The sequence below is a fragment of the Streptomyces fungicidicus genome (assembly GCF_003665435.1).
GTDB lineage: Bacteria > Actinomycetota > Actinomycetes > Streptomycetales > Streptomycetaceae > Streptomyces > Streptomyces fungicidicus.
Genome location: NZ_CP023407.1, coordinates 2,897,495 through 2,916,966, shown reverse-complemented (window position 1 = coordinate 2,916,966; position 19,472 = coordinate 2,897,495). Strand labels below are relative to the sequence as shown.

Sequence of the window (19,472 nt, the reverse complement as noted above, 5' to 3'; positions counted from 1 at the left end):
CCCGCATGGCCACCGGACAGACCGACCCCCACCGCCGCGAGCGCATCCTCGCGGCGGCGCTCGACCTGATCGCCGAGGCGGGCGTCGCGGGCGCCTCCCACCGCAGGATCGCCGCGCGGGCCCAGGTGCCCCTGGGCTCGATGACGTACCACTTCACCGGCATCGACGACCTGCTGCTCCAGGCGTTCACCGGCTTCGCCCGCCATGTGGTGACGCTCTTCGAGACCCACCTCGGCGGCGCCACCACCGCCGACGAGGCCCGCGAGGCGGTCACCGACCTCATCCACACCCTCTCCGAGGGCCCCCGCCGCGACCTGATCCTCACCCAGGAGCTCTACACCCTGGCGGCCCGCCACGAGCCGTACCGCGAACTGTGCGCCCGCTGGATGCGCCGCAGCCGCACCCTCCTGGAACAGCACTTCGACGCCGCCACGGCCCGCCAGCTGGACGCCCTCATCGAGGGACTGGCCCTGCACCGCGCCCTGGACGACACCCCGCCCGACCGCGCCCTGACCCGCGAGGCGGTCGCCCGCATCACCACGACGGCCTGACCGGGCCCGTCGGCGGGGCGGGTGCGGCCTCACCCGACCGGGGAGGCGCCTCCCGGCGACGCGGTGACGATCCAGACCGACCCGGGAATCCGGACACCGTCGGCGGTCTCGAACTGCCCCAGCGCGTCACGCACTTCGTCCCGCACACGGGCGACGGTCCGCGCGTCGACGTCACGCAGGTTGTAGCGCGTCGGACCCATGCCGAAGAGGAAGTCCGCGGCGTCGTCCGCGTCGGCGCCGAAGCGCATGTCGGCATCGGCCGGGGTGACGTCGACGCCGGTGAACCCCGCGCCGGTGAGCACGTCGCGGATACGGTCCGGGTCGAGGAGCGACCCCATGCCGCGGGCCGCGGGGGACGACTCGCGCAGGTAGGGCGTGAGCGCGGCGGTCGCCCGCCCGTAGGCGCTGTCCGGGCCCCCGGGCCGGGGACCGAGGAACGCGAGCCGCCCGCCGGGCTTCAGGGCGCCCCTGAGGTGAGTGAAGGCCGCGACGGGATCGGTGAAGAACATCACCCCGCCCCGGCTCAGGACGACGTCGAACTCCTGCCCGGGGAGCGGGTGCACCTGGGCGTCCCCCTGCTCGAAGCCGACGTTGCCGACGCCTTCCGCGACGGCGTCCCGGCGGGCCCGCTCCAGCATCGGCGCCGACAGGTCGACCCCCAGGACGCTTCCGTCGTACGCCCGCCGCGCGGCGATCAGCGTCGTCTGCCCGGTGCCGCAGCCGACGTCGAGGACGCGGTCGCCGGCCGCGACGCCCGCCGCGTCGAACAGGGGCGCGTTGAACGCCTCCAGCATCCCGTTGTAGCGCTCCGGATGTTCGGCCCAGTGCCTGCCCTCCCAGTCGTTCCATGCCTCTGCCTGCTGACGGTTCGCGATGGCGCGCACGGCTCATCTCCCCTTCGCTAGAGTCCAACTCTAGAGTGCACTTCTAGATATAGACTCCATTCATGGCTGAGGGCAAGGGGAAAAGGGGCGCCAAGGCCCAAAAGACGCGTCGGCGGATCATCGAGGCGGCGGGCGCGCTCTTCGTCGAGCAGGGCTACGGGGCGACCAAGCTGCAGGAGATCGCCGACCGCGCGGGCGTCGCGGTGCAGACGATCTACTTCGTGTTCCGCAACAAGCCCACCCTGCTCAAGGAGCTCGTCGACGTCGCGATCGCCGGCGACGACGACCCGGTGCCGACCATGGACCGCCCCTGGTTCGCGGAGGTCACCTCGGCGCCCACCGCCGGGTCAGCGCTGACCGCCCTGGTCTCCGGCACCCGCGGGACGCTCGAACGCGTGGCGGCCATCGCCGAGATGGTCAGCGCCGCGGCGGCCACCGACCCGGAGATCAGGGGCCTGTGGCCGGACGAGACGGACCCCCGCTACGAGGTGCTCTCCACGGCGGCGAAGTCCCTGACCGGGAAACCGGGCGCCCGCCCGGCCCTCCCCGCCGACGAGGCGGCGGACATCCTCTACGCCGTCCTCAGCCCGGAACTCTTCCTGGTCCTCACCCGCGACCGCGCCTGGCCCCCCGCCAAGTGGCAGCGCTGGGCCCACGACACCCTCCGCGCCCAGCTACTGGCCCCGGACGGCCCCTGACCGGCCCGGGTCACCCCGAACGGCACCGGCGTCCACCGGCCCTCGCCGAGCACAGCCCCAACTCCTCTACTGCGGCGGCGACTTTGGCCTGATTCTGTCCCTACCCCCACGGAATGATCCGCGTGGGGCGGCAGTTGGCCACGTCATGAGCCAAGGACCCGCACCCCGCCCCCTGACCGACGACGCCCTCTCCGAGCTGCTCGGCCGGCAGCAGTTCGGCACCCTCGCCACCGTCAAGCGCAGCGGCCACCCCCACCTGACCACCATGGTCTACGGCTGGGACCCGGAGGCCCGCGTCGTCCGCTTCTCCACCACGGCCGACCGCGTCAAGCTCAAACACCTCCGCAACAACCCGCACGCGGCCCTCCACGTACAGGGCGGCGACCCGTGGTCCTTCGCCGTCGCCGAGGGCGACGCCGAGGTCTCCGACATCACGACGACCCCCGGCGACGAGGTCGGCCGCGAACTGCTCGGCATGCTCCCGGAGGCCGCGAAGCCCGAGGACGAGACCGCGTTCCTGGCCCAACTGGTCGCCGAGCGTCGCGTGGTCATCCGCCTGAAGGTGAACCGCCTCTATGGGACGGCACTCGACATCGAGGGCTAGCTTCCGTCCGGCCGGGTCACGGTTCCGCCAGGGCGAGGAGCTGCCGCATGTGCTCCTGCGACAGCCCGGGATGGCGGGCGGCGGCGCTCGCGACCGCTTCCGACGGATCGGCCAGCAGTCGCGCCAGCACGCCGGCCGGAGTCCGGGGACACCGCGCGATCGCGCCCCGCACCCTGGCATCGGGATCGGCGGCCAGCCGGCGGACGAGTGCCTCCGGCAGGTCGGGGTCGCGCGGGGCGAGCTCCCGCATCCTCGGGTCGGGGTCCGCGGCCAGACGCCGGAGGACGTCCACCGGGAGGGGGAAGTCGTCGGCCGGACGCCACGAGGTCTTCTTCGCCGGACGGTAACCGCGGTCGATGCGCTCCGCGGTGGCGGAGTCGACCCGGTCACGGGCGTGCAGGGCCATGGCCGTGCGGACGCTGCTCTCGTCGTCGTGGAGCAACCGGGCCACGACCGGTGCGGGGAGGTCGTCGGACATCGCCGCCGAGGCGCGGAAGCAGGCATAGGGGGAGTCCACGTACGGCAAGGGGTCCGCGGTCACCCACGGCAGCCGCAGCGTCCTCAGCTGAAGCCGGGCCATCTCGCTCATGAGCTGCCGCTCCAGCACGTCGTCGTCCGGGACCGAGCCGTCGGTGAGCCAGTCCGCCGGCGGAGCCTCGGACAGGATCCGTGCGTGGATCGCGGCGCGGGTCGGTCCGGGGGTGTCCTGCCGGGCGAAGACGCGGAGCGCGACCTGCGGCACGGGGTCCTCGGCGAGCCGGTCGCGCAGCGGGGGCGGGAGGTCGGGGTGTCCGGCGAGTTCCTCACGCACCTCCTCGTCCGGGTCACCGGCCAGCCGACGGGCCGTGTCCGCGTCGAGTGCGCAGTGCCGCACCGCCCCGGCGCGCGTGACCGGGTCGGCCAGCAGCGCCGGAAGCAGGTCGGCGGGCGGTACGGGATGGGGGAGCCGTGCGTAGTAGGTCGCGCAGGCCTTCGCCCGTACCGCGTCCTCGGCATCAGTCAGCAGGCGCCGGCGCACCGGCTCCGGGACCTGAGTCCACCACCGGGCAAGCGTCGCCCGTACCGTCGCGTCCGGGTCGGTCGCCAGCCGGGCCCGCAGATCCGGCGGCACGTGATCGCTCTGCGCCAGGTGCTCCCGCACCTGCGGCTCGCCGTCGCCGATCAACCGCTCGAACAACTCCCGGGGCGCGCCGTCCGCACCGACCACCACGGCCGTACGTATCGCGGGATCCGGGTGCTCGGCGAGCCTCATCCGGAAGGCGCGCGGCAGGCTGCGGTTGAGCGCGAGGGAATGGGTGAGCCAGTGGTCGTCGAGGGCGATGATCTCGGCGATCACGTCGTCGGCCAGGTCCGCCCGCTGGGCGACCCCGCGGAGGCCCGCGCGATGGCCGCAGAGCCGCCGGACGAACGCGGGCGGCAGCGCGGGGTTCCCGGCGAGCCCTTCCAACACCTGGTGCGGATGAACGAGCGGCGGTATGACATCCGACATGTCCAGTGGCCCTTCCGGCACCGTGCTATTCGGCGGGGCGCTGAGGCAGGGCCCGTACGAACGTGAGCCAAGGTCCGGCCGCAACGCGGATCACCGGGCCGTTCACCCTCTTCGAGTCGCGTATCAGAGTGCCGCTCCCGGCGAACGCGCACTCAACACACTCCGTGGCGTTGCCGCCGCTGTACGACGACTTGAACCAGCTTCGCTCGGTGACGGGCCGATGGGCCACGGACATTCACAGCTCCTTGCGCGCGCGGTGGATCAGGGCGGAGGAGGCCTCCATGTCCAACGCTTGTGCGCGGAGGTACTCGAACGCAAGTCTGTAGCGCTCCAGTTCTTCTTCCTTCTCAAGGAAGAGAGAGCCGGCGTGGAAGTCCACGTACACCACGTCGAGGGCGGACTCGACTCCCCCGAGGATCACGAAGCTGCCGAGGGCGGCGGAATGGGCGCCCTTGGCGAACGGCAGTACCTGGAGCCTGATGTGAGGTGAGTCGTTCGCCTCAAGCAGCCGGTCAAGCTGCTCCCGCATGGCCTCCTGCGACCCCACGACACGGCGGATGACGGACTCGTCGAGGATGGCCCACAGGCGAGGCGGCTTCGGTCGAGTGAGGATCTCCTGCCGCTTCATACGGATGTCCACCAGCCGCTCGATCTCGGCCGGCTCCAGGGGGATCTCGTTCGCCTTCTGGAGAGCGGTGCTGTAGGCGCGTGTCTGGAGAAGGCCGGGGACGTAGACGCACGAGAAGTGGTCCTCGCGCACGGCCTCGTCCTCCAGGGTGAGCAAGAGGTTCATGCTCTCCGGAATGGAGTCGGCGAAAGAGCTCCACCACCCCTGCTGCTTGGCGTCCTTCGCCAGGCGGACCACGGCTTCCCGCTCGGCGTCCGCGGCTCCGTACTCACGGCACAAGGCGTCCACGACGATCCACTTCACTGGTCCCGCCTGCGTCTCGTACCGGCTGACCGTCGCCTTCGATACGCCGACCAGCCTGCCGGCTTCCTCCAGGGTCATCCCCTTGCGCGCCCGCAACTTGCGCAGCATCGCTCCGAGTTGGCGACGGCGTGTAGTGGTCCGTACGGACATGGAACTCCTCAAGCACTGACCCGGGCAGGCGCTCGGGGTGTGAACAGGCTAGGTAGCGCGGCAGCTTGCTCACTACGCGATTCACTCGATCGAGGTCGATGAGAAGTTACATAGCGAGACTTCTCTGTGTCATTCTCGGTGACGGAAAGCTACGCAGTGCAGCCGTTCGGACACGGCGGGCGCAGCATGCGCGTGGCACGGGAGGGAGAACCGCTTATGCCCGGGATCGACATCAAGGACCGCCGACGTCGCTGCGTTCTGCCCTTCGAGGCGCTGCCGGCGGAGGTGCGTCTGCTGCGGCGGGCCGCCGCCACACAGCTCGGTCAGTGGGGTGTGCCGGCCGCCGGCGATGCGACGCAGCTCGTCGTGACGGAGCTGGCGACGAACGTCATCAAGCACGTGGGCGAGGGCTCACCGGCGACCCTGATCCTGGAGTGGCAGCGCGAGCGGCTGCGTGTCGAGATGCACGACAAGAGCAGCTGCCTGCCCGCACCGCGCACCGCCGACTGCGAGGCGGAGTGCGGCCGCGGCCTGCACATGCTCGCCGCCATGGCCGTGGACTGGGGGACCGTCGTCACGGCGCTGGGCAAGGCGGTGTGGTGCGAGATCGAGCTGGGCCCGGACGACGTCTGCCTGCGGATGGAGCGGGCCGTTGACGCGCTGGAGAACTACCGGGAGCGCAGCGAGACCGCCCTGCGCGGGCGGCACGAAGCGGTCCTGGAGGAGTCAGCGGTCGAGCTGATCGCAGACCTGCTCCACTGGACGTCCGCGCAGGGCCTGGACCCGGACGACGTGCTGGACCGGGCGCAGATGCACTACGAGGCCGAGGCGCACATCGCTGCCTGAGCATCTCCGCGGGAGGCATTGGCTTCTGGCCGCCGGCGTGGCGGTAGCATCCCGCGTTTCGCGTACTGGGAAGGCCGACCGCTGTCATTTCAGCGGTCTTGGCCGGCCCGGGTGTGAGGGTGCCGAACCCGGACGCGCTGCCGCTGCGCGCAGAAGCGCCTCCGCGTCCGCGACGACATCCTGTTCGTGCAGCTTCAGTGCCGCGCGCACAACATCCCGGTCGCTCCGGTCTCGCCCGTAAATGTGCACCAGGTTGCCAGCTAGCTGGTTTTGTCCGTTCGTTCGCAACAGGGCTACTAGCAGGGCTATTTCGGTGGCGGTGTAGGCCTCCGCTGTGTTGCGCAACAGTGCAAGAGTGCCGTCCGGCCGGCCGCTGCGGAGCAGCTCCTCTGCTCGACGGGCGATTACTTGTGCGGCCGCCACGTCGTTTCCGCTCTGTTGCCGGTCCCCTTGTCGGCGGGAGACCGGCAACGGAGTTGCGGTCTGTACCGCGTGCCAACCCTGTCGCGGGCCGGCTTCAGCGCCTGGCTGAATGGCTCGCGCTTGCTGTGCCTCCTGCTCCAAAACGGCTGCCCGCTGTCGCAGCACACGTAGCCGTTCGCCCTGTTCTTCAGCTGTTCGCTCAAGTCTCTCCTGCGTCTCCCGTGAGGCTCTGAGTCTCAGCCCGGCAGCGCGCGCTTCCTCTCTGTTCCGTGCGCAGTTGCCGCATCGTTCCTGCTCGGCTCGCGCACGCAGTTCCAGCAGTTCCACCTTGGTGATGCCAAGATTCTGCTCGCCTCCAGCATCCAGGCAGGCGGTGTCAAAGAGTGAGGCGGTCACCTGCGCGGGCGGGACGTACTGACCAGTGAGGTACCTCGTCAGCGAGGTTTCGCCGATGTTCATGTGCTTCGCTGCCTGCGCTTGCGTTGGATGAGTGACAGGCGCGCCATCCGCAGACTTGATGACCAGGTGGCGGCAGATCTTCTGCAGAGTCACGGCCAGTCGCCGTTTGTCCGGCAGCACATTCTCGTGGAGGTCCTTTTTCGTCCATGCGAACGGGGGACGACTGCTGCTGCGAGCTGCCACTGCGGCATACCTCCGTATTTCGGGTCGAACCGGCGGCTAATGCTGCCAGTTGTCGATGCCGTTCGTCATTGTGCCGGAGGGTGCAAAAGCGCTGCCTGGCGTTTTTTGCTTCCTGTCTTGCTAGTTGGTGCGCAAGTTGCATCGAGAGGGTTCAAAGCGGTTTCGATGTGCCACGCTTTAGGTGTCAGTCGCCAGTTGGGCGGAGGTGGCGCGAGTTGTGCCCGAGTGAAGGGCGCAGTCGTGTCATTTCGTGTGATTGGCGGCGGATCGTCAGATTGCGCGCAGTAAGCGCGTGCTTTATGGGAGGGGACCCATCATGACGATGCCGTCTTGGCAGGAGACCAGTGTCGGGAACCACAAGCTGGGGAGCATGGCGCGTGCCGCGCTGTGGCTGATCCAGGTGGTCGGGGAGGGGGAGATCTTCACGGTGGCCAAGCTGCGCGAGGCATTTCCGGACGTCGCACAGATCGACCGGCGCATGCGCGGGCTTCGGGACTACGAGTGGGAGATCTCGACGGCCCGCGAGGACCCCGAGCTGCTGCCGCAGGAACGCCGTTTCGTTACGCGGGGCAAGGACGTCTGGGTGCCAGGCCAGGCGAAGGGCCCTAGTCACAAGTCCAGCATCACCAACGCTCAGCGGGTGAAGGTGCTCCAGGCCGACGGCTACCTGTGCCGCACCTGTGGCATCGCGGCCGGCGAGGCGTACGAGGACGGTGTCGCGCAGGCGGTGCTCAACGTCGCCCGACGGCAGGTCACCCTGGCGGACGGCAGTGCCACGCACCAGCTGGTCACCGAGTGTCAGCGGTGCGGCCGGGGCACCGTGGACCGGACCGTGCAGTTGTCGGAGCTGATCTCCCAGCTTGATTCGCTGGCGCCCCTTGAGCGCAGTGTGCTGAGCAGCTGGGTGAAGAACGACCAGCGTACGTACAGCTCGCTGGAGGTGCTGTGGGGGCTGTACCGGACCCTGCCGGAGGACTCCCGTAAAGCTGTGGCCGACGCTCTTGACGGTACGGACGACTGAGGCAGGACGGGACGATGATGATGCGAGAGTTTCCGGCCCCGCCGCGGGCGGCCGAGTTCAGTGAGCTGATCAGTAAGAAGGTCGAAGAGGTCAAGGTAGCCGGCGGCACCCGGGAGACCGTGACCGTCGACTGGAACGGGCAGCAGGCGCATGTCGAGGTGATCGACCTGCCGCTCAGCAGCCTCTTCTACAACCCCAGCACCCACCGGATCCGGGCTCAGCGCAGCCACGACCCGGAGCGAGAGGCAGCGCTGGAGAAGGACCCGTGGAGCGTCGAGAGTCAGGACTACCTGCAGTTCCTGCTCAAGGCGTCCCCTGCGGACCCCAGCCTTCGGGACAAGGAGTTTGACACCCTCAAGGAAAGCCTCCAGCAGTTCAGACAGAACGACCCTGGGCTGGTGACGCGGCACGGAGTGCTGGTCAACGGCAACACCCGGGCCGCCGCGCTGCGTGAACTCGGAGAGCAGTCGATGCGGGTTGGCGTGCTGCCGGCGTCGTTCACCTGGGCCGACATCAACGCTGTCGAGCTGTCCTTGCAGCTGCGCAAGGACCACCGGCGGGACTACTCCTACATCAACCGTCTCATCGCCATGGAGGAACAGGCGGCGCTGGGGCGCACGCCGGAGCAGATCGCCAAGGACTTCCGAATCCAAGTCCGTACCTACCACCAGGAGCGGTGGATCCTCAGTACGATCCGCGAGCTGATCGAGCGCAGCCGCACCGGCAGCGGCAACGGGCTGCGCCTGGTCGACTGGGAGGGCGCGCAGGAGCGGCTCAAGGAACTCCAGCGGCTGTACGTCAAGCTGGAGACGGTCGACCGTGACCAGGCGGAGGTCCTGAAGGAACTGCGTCTGGCCGCGATCCTGCTCAACTTCTCCAAGACGGACGTCCGTCACCTCAACGAGGACTTCCTCAAGGACAGGCTCGAACAGCGGCTGATCACCAGTGGTGCCAGTGCGGCCCAGCCGCAGTCGGTCTCCATCCCCGGGCTCGGCTTGGAGGTGCCGGCGGCCTCCTCGGTAGTCGCCGAGGCGCGTGCGATAAACGACGAGATCCTGCGGGCCGCCGCTGTGGTGAGCAGTGAGACACCGGCGGTCGGAGACGCGGGCAAGGCAGCCGCACAGAATGTCCTCGACAGCGCCAAAGAGGCGTTCGACGGGGCCATCGAAGCGGCCGGCCGCAACGCCAGGCTGCGCAAGCGCAAGCAGCTCGCGCCGGCCCGGCTGGCTGAAGCCTGCGCGAGCATCGACCAGTGCGTGAGCGACTTGGTCCAGGCACGGACCTCCCGGAGCCTGGACGAGGAGGCGTTCGACGACGCGGTGGTCAAGCTGCGGGACAGCCTGCTGAAGCTCGCGCAGCAGGCGGGCCGCGGACTCCCTCAGCCGGGTGACGGCGTGGCCTGGCTGCTGGAGGCGGTCTCGGCGGAGGGCTCCCGGTGAGCAGTGCCGTCGATGGGAAGTCACTGCGTCTCGGGTTCGACGAAACCCGGACTCGTGTCGTCCTGCGGACTACGGAATCGTTCCAGCAGGAACTGGTACAGCTGGCCGCCCGGTTTCGTACCGGCGGCCAGCTCGGCCCGCTGAGTGCCTCGGTCTCGCTGGATGAGCTGCTCGCAGACCTTGGCCTGCTTAGCACATGGTCCGACCCGGCTGGTGTGGAGTGGGCGGACGACCTGCGTGATCTGGTGTCCGGGGTGGTCCAGGACGCCCACACCGTGCAGCAGCGGCTTGCGGGGCGGGAGACGGTCGGCGAGGTCGCGCCTGACGGCGTGCTCGCGCTTCTCGGCGATAGCTGGAAGGGCGAACTCAGCGAGTTCCAGCGCCGGGACATCGCAAAGCTGCTGTCGCTTCAGCACGGTGCCAATTTCAGCGTGCCCGGCGCTGGCAAGACCCGGGTCGCGCTCGCTGTGTACGCGGCTCAGAAGGCAGCAGGCCGAGTGCGCCGGCTGCTGGTCGTGTGCCCGAAGTCGGCTTACGAGTCGTGGCGTTACGAAACAGCCGAGTGCCTGATCCATCCACTCCGCGTCAACGTCCTAGACGGGTCGATGGACCAGTGGGCCGAGGTGCTCGTGGTGAACTATGAGCGTCTTGACCGGTCGCTGTCCGTGCTGGCCGGCTGGCTCAAGTCGGCGCCCTCGATGATCATTCTGGATGAGGCGCACCGGATGAAGCTGGGGGCACGAGGCACGTACGGGGCGGCTTGCATGGCACTGGGCCCATTGGCGGCGCGCCGACTGATCCTTACCGGCACGCCGGCCCCTAATGGGTCCAGGGATCTGGAGAACCTCCTCGGTTTTGTCTGGCCGGGACATGGCCAGCGCACGGTGGTCCAAGCGGTAGCCGGAGGCGATCTGGCTCATGCCAGCTCCGTCCTCCGGCCGCTGTTCACCCGTACTACGAAGCAGGAACTCGGTCTGCCTCCCGTAGAGCTGGGATTGCGGTTCGTCGATATGCCGCCGTTGCACGACGAGATCTACGCCTCTCTCGTCGGGGGCGTGAGCAGCGGTGGCGCACGCGAAGACCTGAGTTCCCTCGGGAAGACGGCTCTCCGGCTTCTCATGGCTGCCACGAGCCCAGCCTTGCTCCTTGAGGGAGGCAGCCGGTACGAACCCCTCGCCTATCAGCTTCCGCCGATCGACCCCCCTGAGGGAAGCTCGCTGTACTCGCTCATGCAGAACCTGCCTGACTACGAGCTGTCACCCAAGTACAAGGAAGCCGTAGCCATCATCGCGGAGAACGCCGCTCAGGGCCGTAAGACGCTGGTCTGGACGACGTTCGTCAGAAGCCTGACCACGCTGGAGCGCATGCTGGAGAAGTACAGCCCGGCTGTCGTCTACGGCGGCACCCCCGACAGGGATGAGCAGCTCCGCCGATTCAGGGAGGACCCAGGATGCATGGTGCTCATCTCTAACCCGGCCACGCTGGGCGAAGGGATCAGCCTGCACCACGTCTGCCACGACGCGATCTACGTGGACCGTGACTTCATGGCGGGTCGGTTTCTTCAGAGTCTGGACCGAATTCACCGTCTCGGGCTCGCTCCCGAGACGGAGACCAGGGTGACGGTCCTAGCCGTACGGAACTCCATCGACGAGGTGGTGGCGGCCCGCCTGGAACAGAAGCTGGAGTTCATGGGACGCATCCTGGACGATCCCACCGTGCAGCAGCTCGCCGACCTCGAAGAGGAGCCGTCGGTGGCCGCTGGCCTTGCACCGAGCGACATCGAGGCGCTGTTGACTCACATAGGAGGCCGATAGGACCGGTAGGACCGGGCCGCGTGCTGCGGGCATAGCGGACTACGCTCTCCAGTGTGTCCCAAGATGCCGAATGGGAAGCCCCGGAGGGTTCCTGGGCTTCGTCCGCAGCCCGTCGCCGCAACATGCAGGCGATCCGCAGCCGTGACACGAAGCCGGAGATTACGATTCGGCGTCTCGTACATGCCGCGGGGCTGCGGTACAGGGTGGCAGCCCGCCCTCTGCCGGACCTTCGCCGGACGGCTGACATGGTCTTCCGTCCGGCGAAGGTGGCGGTGTTCATAGATGGCTGCTACTGGCACGGTTGCCCTGAGCACTATGTGCCGCCGAAAACGAACTCCGGGTACTGGTCAGAGAAAGTCCTTGGCAATGTCAGGCGAGATCGTGAAACCGACGAGAAGCTGAGAGAAGCTGGCTGGCTCGTGCTCCGCTTCTGGGAGCACGAGCCGTCAGACGCCTGTGCTGACAAAATCGCCTTGGCGGTGCTGGCTCGGCGTGAAGCTCGCCTGGCTCGCGGGGACTGAGATTTCCAGCTGCTGCGGAATCTCCTCCGCGGGCGGCGCGCCCGTCGGCTCCATCTCGTAGCCCTCTGTGAGCATCTCGCGCTGCTCGGGGCGGAGGACCGCGGCGATGGCCCGTCCGACGGCCTCTGCTACCGGAGGGGGGAACGCGTTTCCGACCTGACGGTAACGGGCTGTCTTCCGCCCCTGGAACTTCCAGTCCTCCGGGAATCCCTGGATGATTGCCGCCTGGGCGACAGTGAGCATGGGGCCGTTCGGCCGGAACAGGTCGCGCTCGGGGTCGCAGTCTTCCGGATCGTTGGCAATGCCCATGCCGTCAATGCCCAGCTCTCCCCAAGCACGCTTGGCTCGAGTCGGACCCAGGTCGGCACCACCGTGCTTCCTTGAGCCACCCACCAGCGTGGGAGCCACGGTCTTGCCCGTTTTCTTGGCTTCGGTGAGCTTCCGCTCCCAGTTCCGAAAGACTCTCTCGCCGGTTGCTTCTCCAGGACCCGCCGGTTTGCCGTACTGGTTCCTGTCCCAGAACTCCTCACAGCGCGCGAGCATGCTGTCCTTGAGTTTTTCGAATACTGTTACTTCGCTTCCCTTGATTCTCGTCGGCCACTGGAACCCAGGACTGTCCGAGGTGACCGCGTCCTTGTGGATAGCGACTAGGATAGCGCGGGGGCGAAGCTGTGGTACTCCAAAGTCTCGTGCATCAAGTCGCCGCCAAACTTTCCGCATTTCTACGTCCTGGGCGTTAGCGGAAAGATCTCGGTTGACATCGGGAATCAGATATTCAAGGTCACGCAGGGTGTCGAGAATCGAATTTCTGTATTCGAGGAAAACCTCTGGGGGCTCGAGAATTCCCCGAACGTTCTCGATCATTACCGCTTTCGGTCTGAGTGCCTTGATGATGTCGAGTGCGGCGGGGAAGAGATCCCGTTCGTCGTCGGGGCCAAGCCTGTGACCCGCCAGGGAGAACGGCGGGCACGGAACCCCGCCGGCGAGCAGATCGAGCTCTCCAGGCTTCAGATTGAGGCTCTTCCGCACATCGGAGGCCAGGAAATCCTTGACATCCATCGGGTGGATGTCATGGGCCTTCTCTTGATCCCAGCCGGGCCAGTCGCCCACGTTGGCCCGCAGCGTGGCCACGGCGTGTGAGTCCCACTCGACGAGGGCGCGGTGGTCGAAGCCGGCGTTGTGCAGTCCGACGGCTTGCCCCCCGGCACCCGCACAGATCTCGATCGAGGTCAATGGCGAGGCGAACCGCGGTCGCTTCTGGCCGCTGCGGGGCATACCGCTCCTCCTGAGGTGTCTTCATCAAGGGAGGAGCAGTGATCAGGACCTGCTCCTCGGTACCAAGAGTCTCGCATTCTGCGCCATGACCGCTTGCGTCCCCACGGCAACAGCAAGGTTCCTGGGGCCAACTGCGTATCGGCGTACGTCGCGTACGCAGTCAGATACTTTGCGTGTCTGGAGGAGCTGCTGGATGGAGGTGCTTGCCGCCTCCACCCGGGCAACCATGCGAGGAAGAGAGTCGGCGCGACGCCGAGTGCCTGGAGTGCAAGCGGATCATGCTGTCCGTGCGGGCGAAGATCCTTGGGTACTACAGAAACGCCCCCACCCCCACAGCCACCCCGAAGAGCACGAAGAAGATCCCCCACGTCAGGTTCGCCGTAGCCGAGTACGACACCATCCCCGGGCGGCCGTCCTTCGTGTGGACGACCACCACCCTGCGCGGGTCGGCCGGGTCGTAGCGGAGGACGACCGGGATGCCGGCGTGGAGGGGATGGGACTCGTGGTTGAGGGGGGTGCGGCGGTAGGTCTGGGTGGGTGGGGCGTCGGGGCGGCCGACCGGTGGGGCCTGGTAGCGGACCTGCGGGGGGTGGACGGTCTGGCCCTCGCGGCGTGCGCCGCGGGCGACCTCGCCGCGGGTGCGGACGCCCCGGACGCCGAGGCGGCCGAGGGCGCGGCGCTGGGGCAGGGCCGTGCGCAGGATCGCGATGCCCAGGGCCAGCGCCCCTGCCGCCATGACGAGCGTGATCGTGAGCCACGGCTGGTCCACCTGGCCTCCCCCCGGAGTCGACGGGGCATGCTAGCCCGCGCCCCGGACGCGAGATAGCCGGTGGACGGAGTTCCGGAGGGGCGCGTGGGTGTGGAACCGGCGCTGGTGCTCACTCGGGGGTTACGGAACCCGCGAACGACGGAGGGAGCCGGCCGTGCGGCAGCATCCGCCCGAGGGCACCGCGGAGATCCTCTTCATCGGCAACGCCACCCTGCTGATCCGCTACGGGGAGCTGACGCTGCTGACCGATCCGAACTTCCTGCACCGCGGGCAGTACGCCCACCTCGGCTACGGGCTGGTCTCGCGCCGGCTGACCGAGCCCGTCCTGGACGTGGCGGAGCTGCCCCACGAGGACCTGGACGCCGTCCTGCTCTCGCACCTGCACGGCGACCACTTCGACCGGGTGGCCCGGCGCGGACTGGACCGGGGCCTGCCCTTTGTCACCACCCACCACGCCGCCCGCCTGCTGAAGGGCCTGTACGGGTTCCGCCGGGCCACCGGCCTGCGCACCTGGCAGAGCCGCACGCTGCGGCGCGGGGACTCCTCCGTGCGCGTCACCTCGCTGCCGGGCCGCCACGCGCCCGGCCCGCTGCGGGGCCTGCTGCCGCCCGTGATGGGGAGCCTGCTGGAGTTCGGCGACGGCTCGGGGGAGACCCGGCTGGTCCTCTACCTCTCCGGCGACACCCTGATGTACGACGGGCTGCGCGAGATCGCCGCGCGGTACCCGGACATCCACCTGGCGGTCCTGCACCTCGGGGGTACGACCCTGCCGGGCGGCCTGGTGGTCACCATGGACGCCGGGCAGGGCGCCGACCTGCTCGACCTGCTGCGACCGCGGCGGGCGCTGCCCGTGCACCACAGCGACTACACGGTCTTCCGTTCCCCGCTGGAGGACTTCCTCGCGGAGGCGGAGCGCCGTGGGCACGGGGCGCGCCTGGTGCGGTGCGCCGCGGGCGGGCGGGTGACCGTCGGCGACCGGGCCACGGCGTGACCCGTGCGCTGACGCCCGGGGAGCGTCAGGCGCCGTGGCACTCCCCGTACGGCTGTCCCGAGCCGCACCAGCAGGCCGCCGACCGCTCCGGGGGCCAGGCCACGGCACGGCCCCGGGCCGCCAGCGTCGTCGCGTACTGGGGGAGCAGGGTCGCGTCGGACGGGGACGCGAGTTCCGAGGCGGCGAAGGCCTCGTACGACGGGACCGTGCCCGTGACGATGCCCAGGTTGGGGGTGCCGGAAGAGGCCAGTTCGCGCAGGGCGCCCTCTATCGCGCTCAGGTGGTCCCCGTGCGAGGGGTACTCCTCGGCCAGCGTCGGGTACGCCGACAGCAGTTCCGTCAGTTCGCCGGCCGGCCAGTGGAGCACCGCCACCGGGAAGGGGCGGGACAACGCCTCCCGGTACGCGCCCAGTTCCGCGCGCAGGCGGATGATCTCCGCCTCCAGCTCCGCCGGGTTCTCCGAGCCCAGGGACCACACGCGCTTGGGGTCGTGGAGCTCGTCCAGGGTGATCGGGAGGGTGTGGACGGTGTCCGCCAGGGCGTCCCACTCGTCGTGCGCCGCGCCGAGCATCCGGCGCACGCGGTGGCGGCCGAAGAGGAGCGGGTGGGTGGCGCGCGGGGGCTCCGTCCCGTCGGCCAGCAGGAGACGCACCGCCTGCGTGAACGTCTCGTGCGCCTGCTCCAGCTCGTCGTGGGACTCCAGGGACTCCGCGACGATCACCCAGGGGGCCGGGTCGCGCGGGGACGCCGTGCGGATGCCGTCGATGATCGCGCGGGCCTCCGCCTCGTGGCCGTACTCCCAGAGGTTGGACGCCTTGAGCGCCCGTACCAGGTACGGGTCGTCCAGCTCCTGGGCGGAGGTCAGCAGGCGGTCGTAGAGCGCGGTCGCGGAGGGGCGGTCGCCGGAGAGTTCCCGGTGGGCGGCGGCCCGCAGGAGGAGGGCTTCCGCGTCCTCGGGGTAGAGATCGGCGGTCCGCTCCAGGCGGGCGGCTTCGGCGGTGTGGTCGACGTTTTCGGCAGGCGTGTCGGGGCGCATGGGGGACACCGTACTGCCGGTGGGTGACGAAGGTGAGACGGCCTCCGGTTGTGGGGCGCCCCGGCGCGGGGGTGGGGGCCTGGGGGGTGAGGGCGGCGGGGGTGCCGGGCGGGGCCTACGCTTCGGTGCGGGCGAGCGACCGAGGGGGCGGGAGCGTGCGCAAGGCGTTGACCACCGGGTGTCTGGTAGTGCTGATGATTCCCGCCGTGCTGCTGGCGTACTTCTGGTACTCGGTCTGGCAGGCCGGGCACGAGAACGACCGGCGCCGGCAGGAGGCTCACGACTCGCTCCTGCGCCAGGCCCGGGCCGCTGCGGACCGGACCGTCGGCGCGCTGGACGAGAGCGCCGCGGGCGGCAACGGCGGCGCGGACGTGCTGACGGGCGTGATCTGGGAGCACACCGGGACTCCCGTCATCTCGTACGACGAGGAGCGGCGGGTGTTCACCGCCGTCGGGCTGCGGTCCGCCGAGTACACGGAGGAGATGCAGCTGCTCGGCGGTGGGCCGGACATGGTCCAGCGCTGCTTCGTCTCCTCCTATGTACGCCGTCCTGGCGCGGGGTGGACCTCGAAGGTCACCGAGCGGGACATCGAGGCGTGTCGGGGGAGCCGGCAGATCGAGAGCTCCGTGCGGTTCGTGCGCACGGCCATGGAGGGATGGGAGGCGGACGGCCGGTTCACGCGCGCGGGTCTGCAGCGCGTCCTCGATCCGGTCGGCCGGGCGGACGACGAGAGTCGTTTCGTCGTTCGGAGCGTCGTCCGGCGGGGGGAGAACGTCGTCGCTGTGGTTCTCGTCCGGGACACGGGCCTGGGCGGGGGTTCGGGTGGTGAGGGGGCGGTGGTCGAGCAGTGCTATCGCCTTCAGCGGGTCCTTGGTTCCGGCGGGGGTGTCGTGGAGCCGGTGACCGCCGTTCCCGTGGTGGTCTGCTGAGGCTCCGGGGCGGTGCTTCGGCCTCTGGAGCTGTGGGGTGGTGGGGGCGGTCCGGTGGACAGGGGGTGACCGGACAGAAGTTGGCGTGATCGGGTGGGGTTCTTCATATGGTCCTCACAGGCAGCGTCAATAGCGTCGCGCGCATGACAAAACCACTCCACGAGGAGCCCGACAACGCCGCCGTCTCCCGTCTCCTGCCCCGCCGCCGCATGCTCGGCCTCGGCGCGGCCGGTGCCTTCGCCCTCACCGGGTTCGGAGCCGCGCACGCCCTCGCCCGGGACGCCTCCACCGGCGCCGACGCCGTCGAGAAGGCCAAGGCCGCGGCCCTGGCCTTCAGCGCGTGCATGGAGCTGACCACCGAGCAGATGGAGGGCCCCTACTACCTCGACTACGAACTCTTCCGGTCGAACGTCGTCGAGGACCGCACCGGCATCCCCCTCCTCCTCGTCCTGCGCGCGGTCGACGCCGTGACCTGCGAGCCCATCCGCCACTCGGCCATCGAGATCTGGCACTGCGACGCCTCCGGCGTCTACTCCGGCTACACCGACAACGGCAACGGGGGCGGCGGCACGCCCCCCACCGAACCGCCCGGCACCCCGCCCACCGACGCGCCGACCGGCCCGCCCCCGGGCGGCGGTGGCGGGCACGCCACCCCGACCGACGACCTGACCTGGCTGCGCGGCATCCAGATGACCGACCGCCACGGCTTCGTCACCTTCCGGACCGTCTTCCCCGGCTGGTACGCCGGGCGGGCCGTCCACGTCCACACCAAGGTGCACACCGGCGGCACCCGCACCTCCGAGGGCTACACCGGCGGACGCACCTGCCACACCGGGCAGTTCTACTTTGCCGAGGAGTCGGTGGAGGCCACCGAGACCATCGCCCCCTACTCGGCGAACACCGCGCGGCGGGTCACCCTCGACGAGGACGGCATCTACCCGGGGACCGGCACCCAGGGCGGTCTGCTCCGGCTCGTCCACGACAAGCGGCACATCGAGCGCGGCGTCGTCGGCCACATCACGATGGCCGTCGATCCCGAAGCCACCAACGACGGCGACCTGCCGCCCGGCGGGCCCGCGCCCACCGCGTCGCCCTCCCCTTCGTCCGGCGCCTGACGTACGGAGTCCGAGGCAGTGTCCGGCACGTACGGGTGAACATCCGGTTCCCGGAACCATCCCGGACGTGCCGGACGTTGATGTGCTGCCGGGCCCGCGCTCGATCGGGATCCGGTGGATCCGGGGCGGGTGTCGAGGGGAGGGGCGGGCGATGCGCGGTCGGGTGGCCATGCGGTCCGTCGCCGTGCTGCTTCCCCTCGTCCAGGTCGTCCTGGTGCTGGTGGCGGTCGCCGGCGGCCTCTCCGTGGCCGATGTCGCGACCGCCGCGGCCGGTGCCGCGCTCGCCGCCTGCGTGGTCGTCCTCGCGCGCAGCGCGCCCGCCGTGGCGCCCACCCGGGTGCGTACGGCCATACGCGACCGTGACCGGCGTACGGCCTTCCTGCCCCAGCGCGACCCCGACGCCAAGGGGCGCACCAGACCCCGGGCACCCGGGCACGCCCTTCCGGCGACCGCCGCGTAGGGCGCTGCTTCCTTACCTTCACCACGCCCCGCTGCGGGTCGTCATGCCGCAATCCGTACGTCCGTCCCGGACTTCCCGGGACTTCCGGCACGACGAGACCCCCGGAGGGCTCACCCATGACCGTTTTCGCCAGCCTGGTCGAGCGCCTGGCCGACCTGCTCCAGCCGTTGTTCGGCGTCTCCGCGGCGGCCGCCGCGATCGTCCTGTTCACCGCGTTCGTACGACTCCTCGTCCACCCCCTGTCGCGGGCCGCCGCACGCGGGCAGAAGGCCCGGACCGCGCTTCAGCCGCGCATCGCCGAGCTGCGGCGCAGGCACGGGCGCGATCCCGAGAAGCTGCGGCGGGCCGTGCTGGAGCTGCACACGCGGGAGAAGGTGTCGCCGCTGTCCGGGTGCCTGCCGAGTCTGCTGCAGGTGCCGGCGTTCTTCCTGATGTACCACCTGTTCTCCAGCGAGGAGATCGGCGGGCGGGCCAACGGGCTCCTCGACCATCAGCTGTTCGCGGCGCCGCTCGGGGGGCGGTGGGCGGACGCGCTCGGGGACGGCGGGGTGTTCGGCGGGGCCGGGGTGGTGTACGTGGGGTTGTTCGCGGTCGTTGCCGTCGTCGCGTGGTTCGGGTACCGGTTGTCGCGGCGGATGATGGCTGCGCAGTCCGCGACGGCGGGTGTCGGCGAGGGGGAACAGGTTCCTGGGCTGGGGGCGGTGACGAAGGTGATGCCGTTCATGTCGTTCTTCACGCTCGTCAGCGTGGCGGTCATGCCGTTGGCGGCGGCGCTGTATGTGGTTACCAGTACGACGTGGGGGCTGGTGGAGCGGGCCGCGCTGTACCGGTGAGGGGGCGGGGCGCGCCCGGTTCAGTACGCGAACGGGGCGGCACCGTAGGGG

Annotated in this window: 21 protein-coding genes; 13 read left to right on the top strand and 8 right to left on the bottom strand. The window is 69.7% G+C overall.

All coding sequences use genetic code 11. The features are described from left to right. Window positions 1–5: 5 nt before the first annotated feature. Window positions 6–551, top strand: coding sequence for a TetR/AcrR family transcriptional regulator (locus CNQ36_RS13105; protein WP_121546137.1), 546 nt, complete (start codon window positions 6–8; stop codon window positions 549–551). 29 nt (window positions 552–580) lie between these two features. Here CNQ36_RS13105 and CNQ36_RS13100 read toward each other — a convergent pair whose 3' ends face one another. After that, complete coding sequence (locus CNQ36_RS13100) at window positions 581–1,435, bottom strand: class I SAM-dependent methyltransferase (RefSeq protein WP_121546136.1); 855 nt, start codon at window positions 1,433–1,435, stop codon at window positions 581–583. 62 nt (window positions 1,436–1,497) lie between these two features. On the opposite strand from CNQ36_RS13100, the gene CNQ36_RS13095 reads away from it, so the two are divergent. Then, entirely contained in the window at window positions 1,498–2,133 is a 636-nt protein-coding gene (locus CNQ36_RS13095) for a TetR/AcrR family transcriptional regulator (RefSeq protein ID WP_121546135.1), read from the top strand. A gap of 145 nt (window positions 2,134–2,278) precedes the next feature. Beyond that, the gene (locus tag CNQ36_RS13090) at window positions 2,279–2,737 is read left to right on the top strand and encodes a TIGR03618 family F420-dependent PPOX class oxidoreductase (protein ID WP_121546134.1); all 459 of its coding nucleotides are present in this window, start codon (window positions 2,279–2,281) and stop codon (window positions 2,735–2,737) included. 16 nt (window positions 2,738–2,753) lie between these two features. Here the strand turns inward: CNQ36_RS13090 and CNQ36_RS13085 are convergent, their stop codons facing one another. Genes CNQ36_RS13085 through CNQ36_RS13075 form a run of 3 tightly spaced genes read right to left on the bottom strand, consistent with a single transcriptional unit; the run spans window position 2,754 to window position 5,307 of the window. Next, window positions 2,754–4,226, bottom strand: coding sequence for a hypothetical protein (locus CNQ36_RS13085; protein ID WP_121546133.1), 1,473 nt, complete (start codon window positions 4,224–4,226; stop codon window positions 2,754–2,756). 25 nt (window positions 4,227–4,251) lie between these two features. Further along, window positions 4,252–4,461, bottom strand: coding sequence for a DUF397 domain-containing protein (locus tag CNQ36_RS13080; RefSeq protein ID WP_121546132.1), 210 nt, complete (start codon window positions 4,459–4,461; stop codon window positions 4,252–4,254). Further along, window positions 4,462–5,307, bottom strand: a complete 846-nt coding sequence (locus CNQ36_RS13075) for a helix-turn-helix domain-containing protein (RefSeq protein WP_121546131.1) — start codon at window positions 5,305–5,307, stop codon at window positions 4,462–4,464. 216 nt (window positions 5,308–5,523) lie between these two features. On the opposite strand from CNQ36_RS13075, the gene CNQ36_RS13070 reads away from it, so the two are divergent. Next, window positions 5,524–6,153: an ATP-binding protein gene (locus tag CNQ36_RS13070; RefSeq protein WP_121546130.1), complete on the top strand. Its 630-nt coding sequence runs from the start codon at window positions 5,524–5,526 to the stop codon at window positions 6,151–6,153. 84 nt (window positions 6,154–6,237) lie between these two features. Here CNQ36_RS13070 and CNQ36_RS34675 read toward each other — a convergent pair whose 3' ends face one another. Further along, window positions 6,238–7,218, bottom strand: coding sequence for a hypothetical protein (locus CNQ36_RS34675; RefSeq protein WP_163013255.1), 981 nt, complete (start codon window positions 7,216–7,218; stop codon window positions 6,238–6,240). 316 nt (window positions 7,219–7,534) lie between these two features. Here CNQ36_RS34675 and CNQ36_RS13065 point away from each other — a divergent pair, with 316 nt between their 5' ends. Genes CNQ36_RS13065 through CNQ36_RS13050 form a run of 4 tightly spaced genes read left to right on the top strand, consistent with a single transcriptional unit; the run spans window position 7,535 to window position 12,013 of the window. Beyond that, entirely contained in the window at window positions 7,535–8,239 is a 705-nt protein-coding gene (locus tag CNQ36_RS13065; protein WP_121546129.1) for a hypothetical protein, read from the top strand. A gap of 14 nt (window positions 8,240–8,253) precedes the next feature. Then, window positions 8,254–9,678, top strand: coding sequence for a hypothetical protein (locus tag CNQ36_RS13060; RefSeq protein WP_323135678.1), 1,425 nt, complete (start codon window positions 8,254–8,256; stop codon window positions 9,676–9,678). After that, entirely contained in the window at window positions 9,675–11,492 is a 1,818-nt protein-coding gene (locus CNQ36_RS13055) for a DEAD/DEAH box helicase (protein ID WP_121546128.1), read from the top strand. Before CNQ36_RS13060 ends, CNQ36_RS13055 begins: the two co-directional genes overlap by 4 nt. A gap of 53 nt (window positions 11,493–11,545) precedes the next feature. Further along, the gene (locus CNQ36_RS13050; RefSeq protein WP_121546127.1) at window positions 11,546–12,013 is read left to right on the top strand and encodes a very short patch repair endonuclease; all 468 of its coding nucleotides are present in this window, start codon (window positions 11,546–11,548) and stop codon (window positions 12,011–12,013) included. Here the strand turns inward: CNQ36_RS13050 and CNQ36_RS13045 are convergent. Together CNQ36_RS13045 and CNQ36_RS13040 are read right to left on the bottom strand one after the other, a co-directional pair. Next, the gene (locus CNQ36_RS13045; protein WP_121546126.1) at window positions 11,939–13,288 is read right to left on the bottom strand and encodes a DNA cytosine methyltransferase; all 1,350 of its coding nucleotides are present in this window, start codon (window positions 13,286–13,288) and stop codon (window positions 11,939–11,941) included. The two genes, CNQ36_RS13050 and CNQ36_RS13045, sit on opposite strands and share 75 nt — an antisense overlap. A gap of 310 nt (window positions 13,289–13,598) precedes the next feature. Beyond that, on the bottom strand, window positions 13,599–14,057 hold the full coding sequence (locus CNQ36_RS13040) for a DUF3592 domain-containing protein (RefSeq protein ID WP_121546125.1): 459 nt from the start codon (window positions 14,055–14,057) through the stop codon (window positions 13,599–13,601). Window positions 14,058–14,211: 154 nt separating this feature from the next. Between CNQ36_RS13040 and CNQ36_RS13035 the strand changes: the two genes are divergently transcribed. Further along, complete coding sequence (locus CNQ36_RS13035; RefSeq protein ID WP_121546124.1) at window positions 14,212–15,048, top strand: MBL fold metallo-hydrolase; 837 nt, start codon at window positions 14,212–14,214, stop codon at window positions 15,046–15,048. Between the two features lie 25 nt (window positions 15,049–15,073). Here the strand turns inward: CNQ36_RS13035 and CNQ36_RS13030 are convergent, their stop codons facing one another. Beyond that, window positions 15,074–16,084, bottom strand: coding sequence for an SEC-C domain-containing protein (locus CNQ36_RS13030; protein WP_121546123.1), 1,011 nt, complete (start codon window positions 16,082–16,084; stop codon window positions 15,074–15,076). 155 nt (window positions 16,085–16,239) lie between these two features. On the opposite strand from CNQ36_RS13030, the gene CNQ36_RS13025 reads away from it, so the two are divergent. The 4 genes from CNQ36_RS13025 (at window position 16,240) to CNQ36_RS13010 (ending at window position 19,421) form a co-directional block, all read left to right on the top strand. Next, complete coding sequence (locus CNQ36_RS13025) at window positions 16,240–17,013, top strand: hypothetical protein (protein WP_163013254.1); 774 nt, start codon at window positions 16,240–16,242, stop codon at window positions 17,011–17,013. Window positions 17,014–17,156: 143 nt separating this feature from the next. Then, window positions 17,157–18,128 carry an intradiol ring-cleavage dioxygenase gene (locus tag CNQ36_RS13020; protein ID WP_121546121.1) on the top strand — a complete coding sequence of 324 codons (972 nt, stop codon included), beginning with the start codon at window positions 17,157–17,159 and terminating at the stop codon, window positions 18,126–18,128. Between the two features lie 151 nt (window positions 18,129–18,279). Then, a complete protein-coding gene (locus CNQ36_RS13015) occupies window positions 18,280–18,588 on the top strand; it encodes a DUF6412 domain-containing protein (RefSeq protein ID WP_142170575.1) in 309 nt (102 codons plus the stop codon). 116 nt (window positions 18,589–18,704) lie between these two features. Further along, entirely contained in the window at window positions 18,705–19,421 is a 717-nt protein-coding gene (locus CNQ36_RS13010; RefSeq protein ID WP_121546119.1) for a YidC/Oxa1 family membrane protein insertase, read from the top strand. The last annotated feature ends 51 nt before the right edge of the window (window positions 19,422–19,472 follow it).

Coding starts and splice junctions, on each gene's coding strand:
- CNQ36_RS13105 (WP_121546137.1), top strand. CDS start 6: ATGGCCACCGGACAGACCGACCCCCACCGCCGCGAGCGCATCCTCGCG.
- CNQ36_RS13095 (WP_121546135.1), top strand. CDS start 1,498: ATGGCTGAGGGCAAGGGGAAAAGGGGCGCCAAGGCCCAAAAGACGCGT.
- CNQ36_RS13090 (WP_121546134.1), top strand. CDS start 2,279: ATGAGCCAAGGACCCGCACCCCGCCCCCTGACCGACGACGCCCTCTCC.
- CNQ36_RS13085 (WP_121546133.1), bottom strand. CDS start 4,226: ATGTCGGATGTCATACCGCCGCTCGTTCATCCGCACCAGGTGTTGGAA.
- CNQ36_RS13080 (WP_121546132.1), bottom strand. CDS start 4,461: ATGTCCGTGGCCCATCGGCCCGTCACCGAGCGAAGCTGGTTCAAGTCG.
- CNQ36_RS13075 (WP_121546131.1), bottom strand. CDS start 5,307: ATGTCCGTACGGACCACTACACGCCGTCGCCAACTCGGAGCGATGCTG.
- CNQ36_RS13070 (WP_121546130.1), top strand. CDS start 5,524: ATGCCCGGGATCGACATCAAGGACCGCCGACGTCGCTGCGTTCTGCCC.
- CNQ36_RS13065 (WP_121546129.1), top strand. CDS start 7,535: ATGACGATGCCGTCTTGGCAGGAGACCAGTGTCGGGAACCACAAGCTG.
- CNQ36_RS13060 (WP_323135678.1), top strand. CDS start 8,254: ATGATGATGCGAGAGTTTCCGGCCCCGCCGCGGGCGGCCGAGTTCAGT.
- CNQ36_RS13045 (WP_121546126.1), bottom strand. CDS start 13,288: ATGCCCCGCAGCGGCCAGAAGCGACCGCGGTTCGCCTCGCCATTGACC.
- CNQ36_RS13030 (WP_121546123.1), bottom strand. CDS start 16,084: ATGCGCCCCGACACGCCTGCCGAAAACGTCGACCACACCGCCGAAGCC.
- CNQ36_RS13020 (WP_121546121.1), top strand. CDS start 17,157: ATGACAAAACCACTCCACGAGGAGCCCGACAACGCCGCCGTCTCCCGT.
- CNQ36_RS13015 (WP_142170575.1), top strand. CDS start 18,280: ATGCGCGGTCGGGTGGCCATGCGGTCCGTCGCCGTGCTGCTTCCCCTC.
- CNQ36_RS13010 (WP_121546119.1), top strand. CDS start 18,705: ATGACCGTTTTCGCCAGCCTGGTCGAGCGCCTGGCCGACCTGCTCCAG.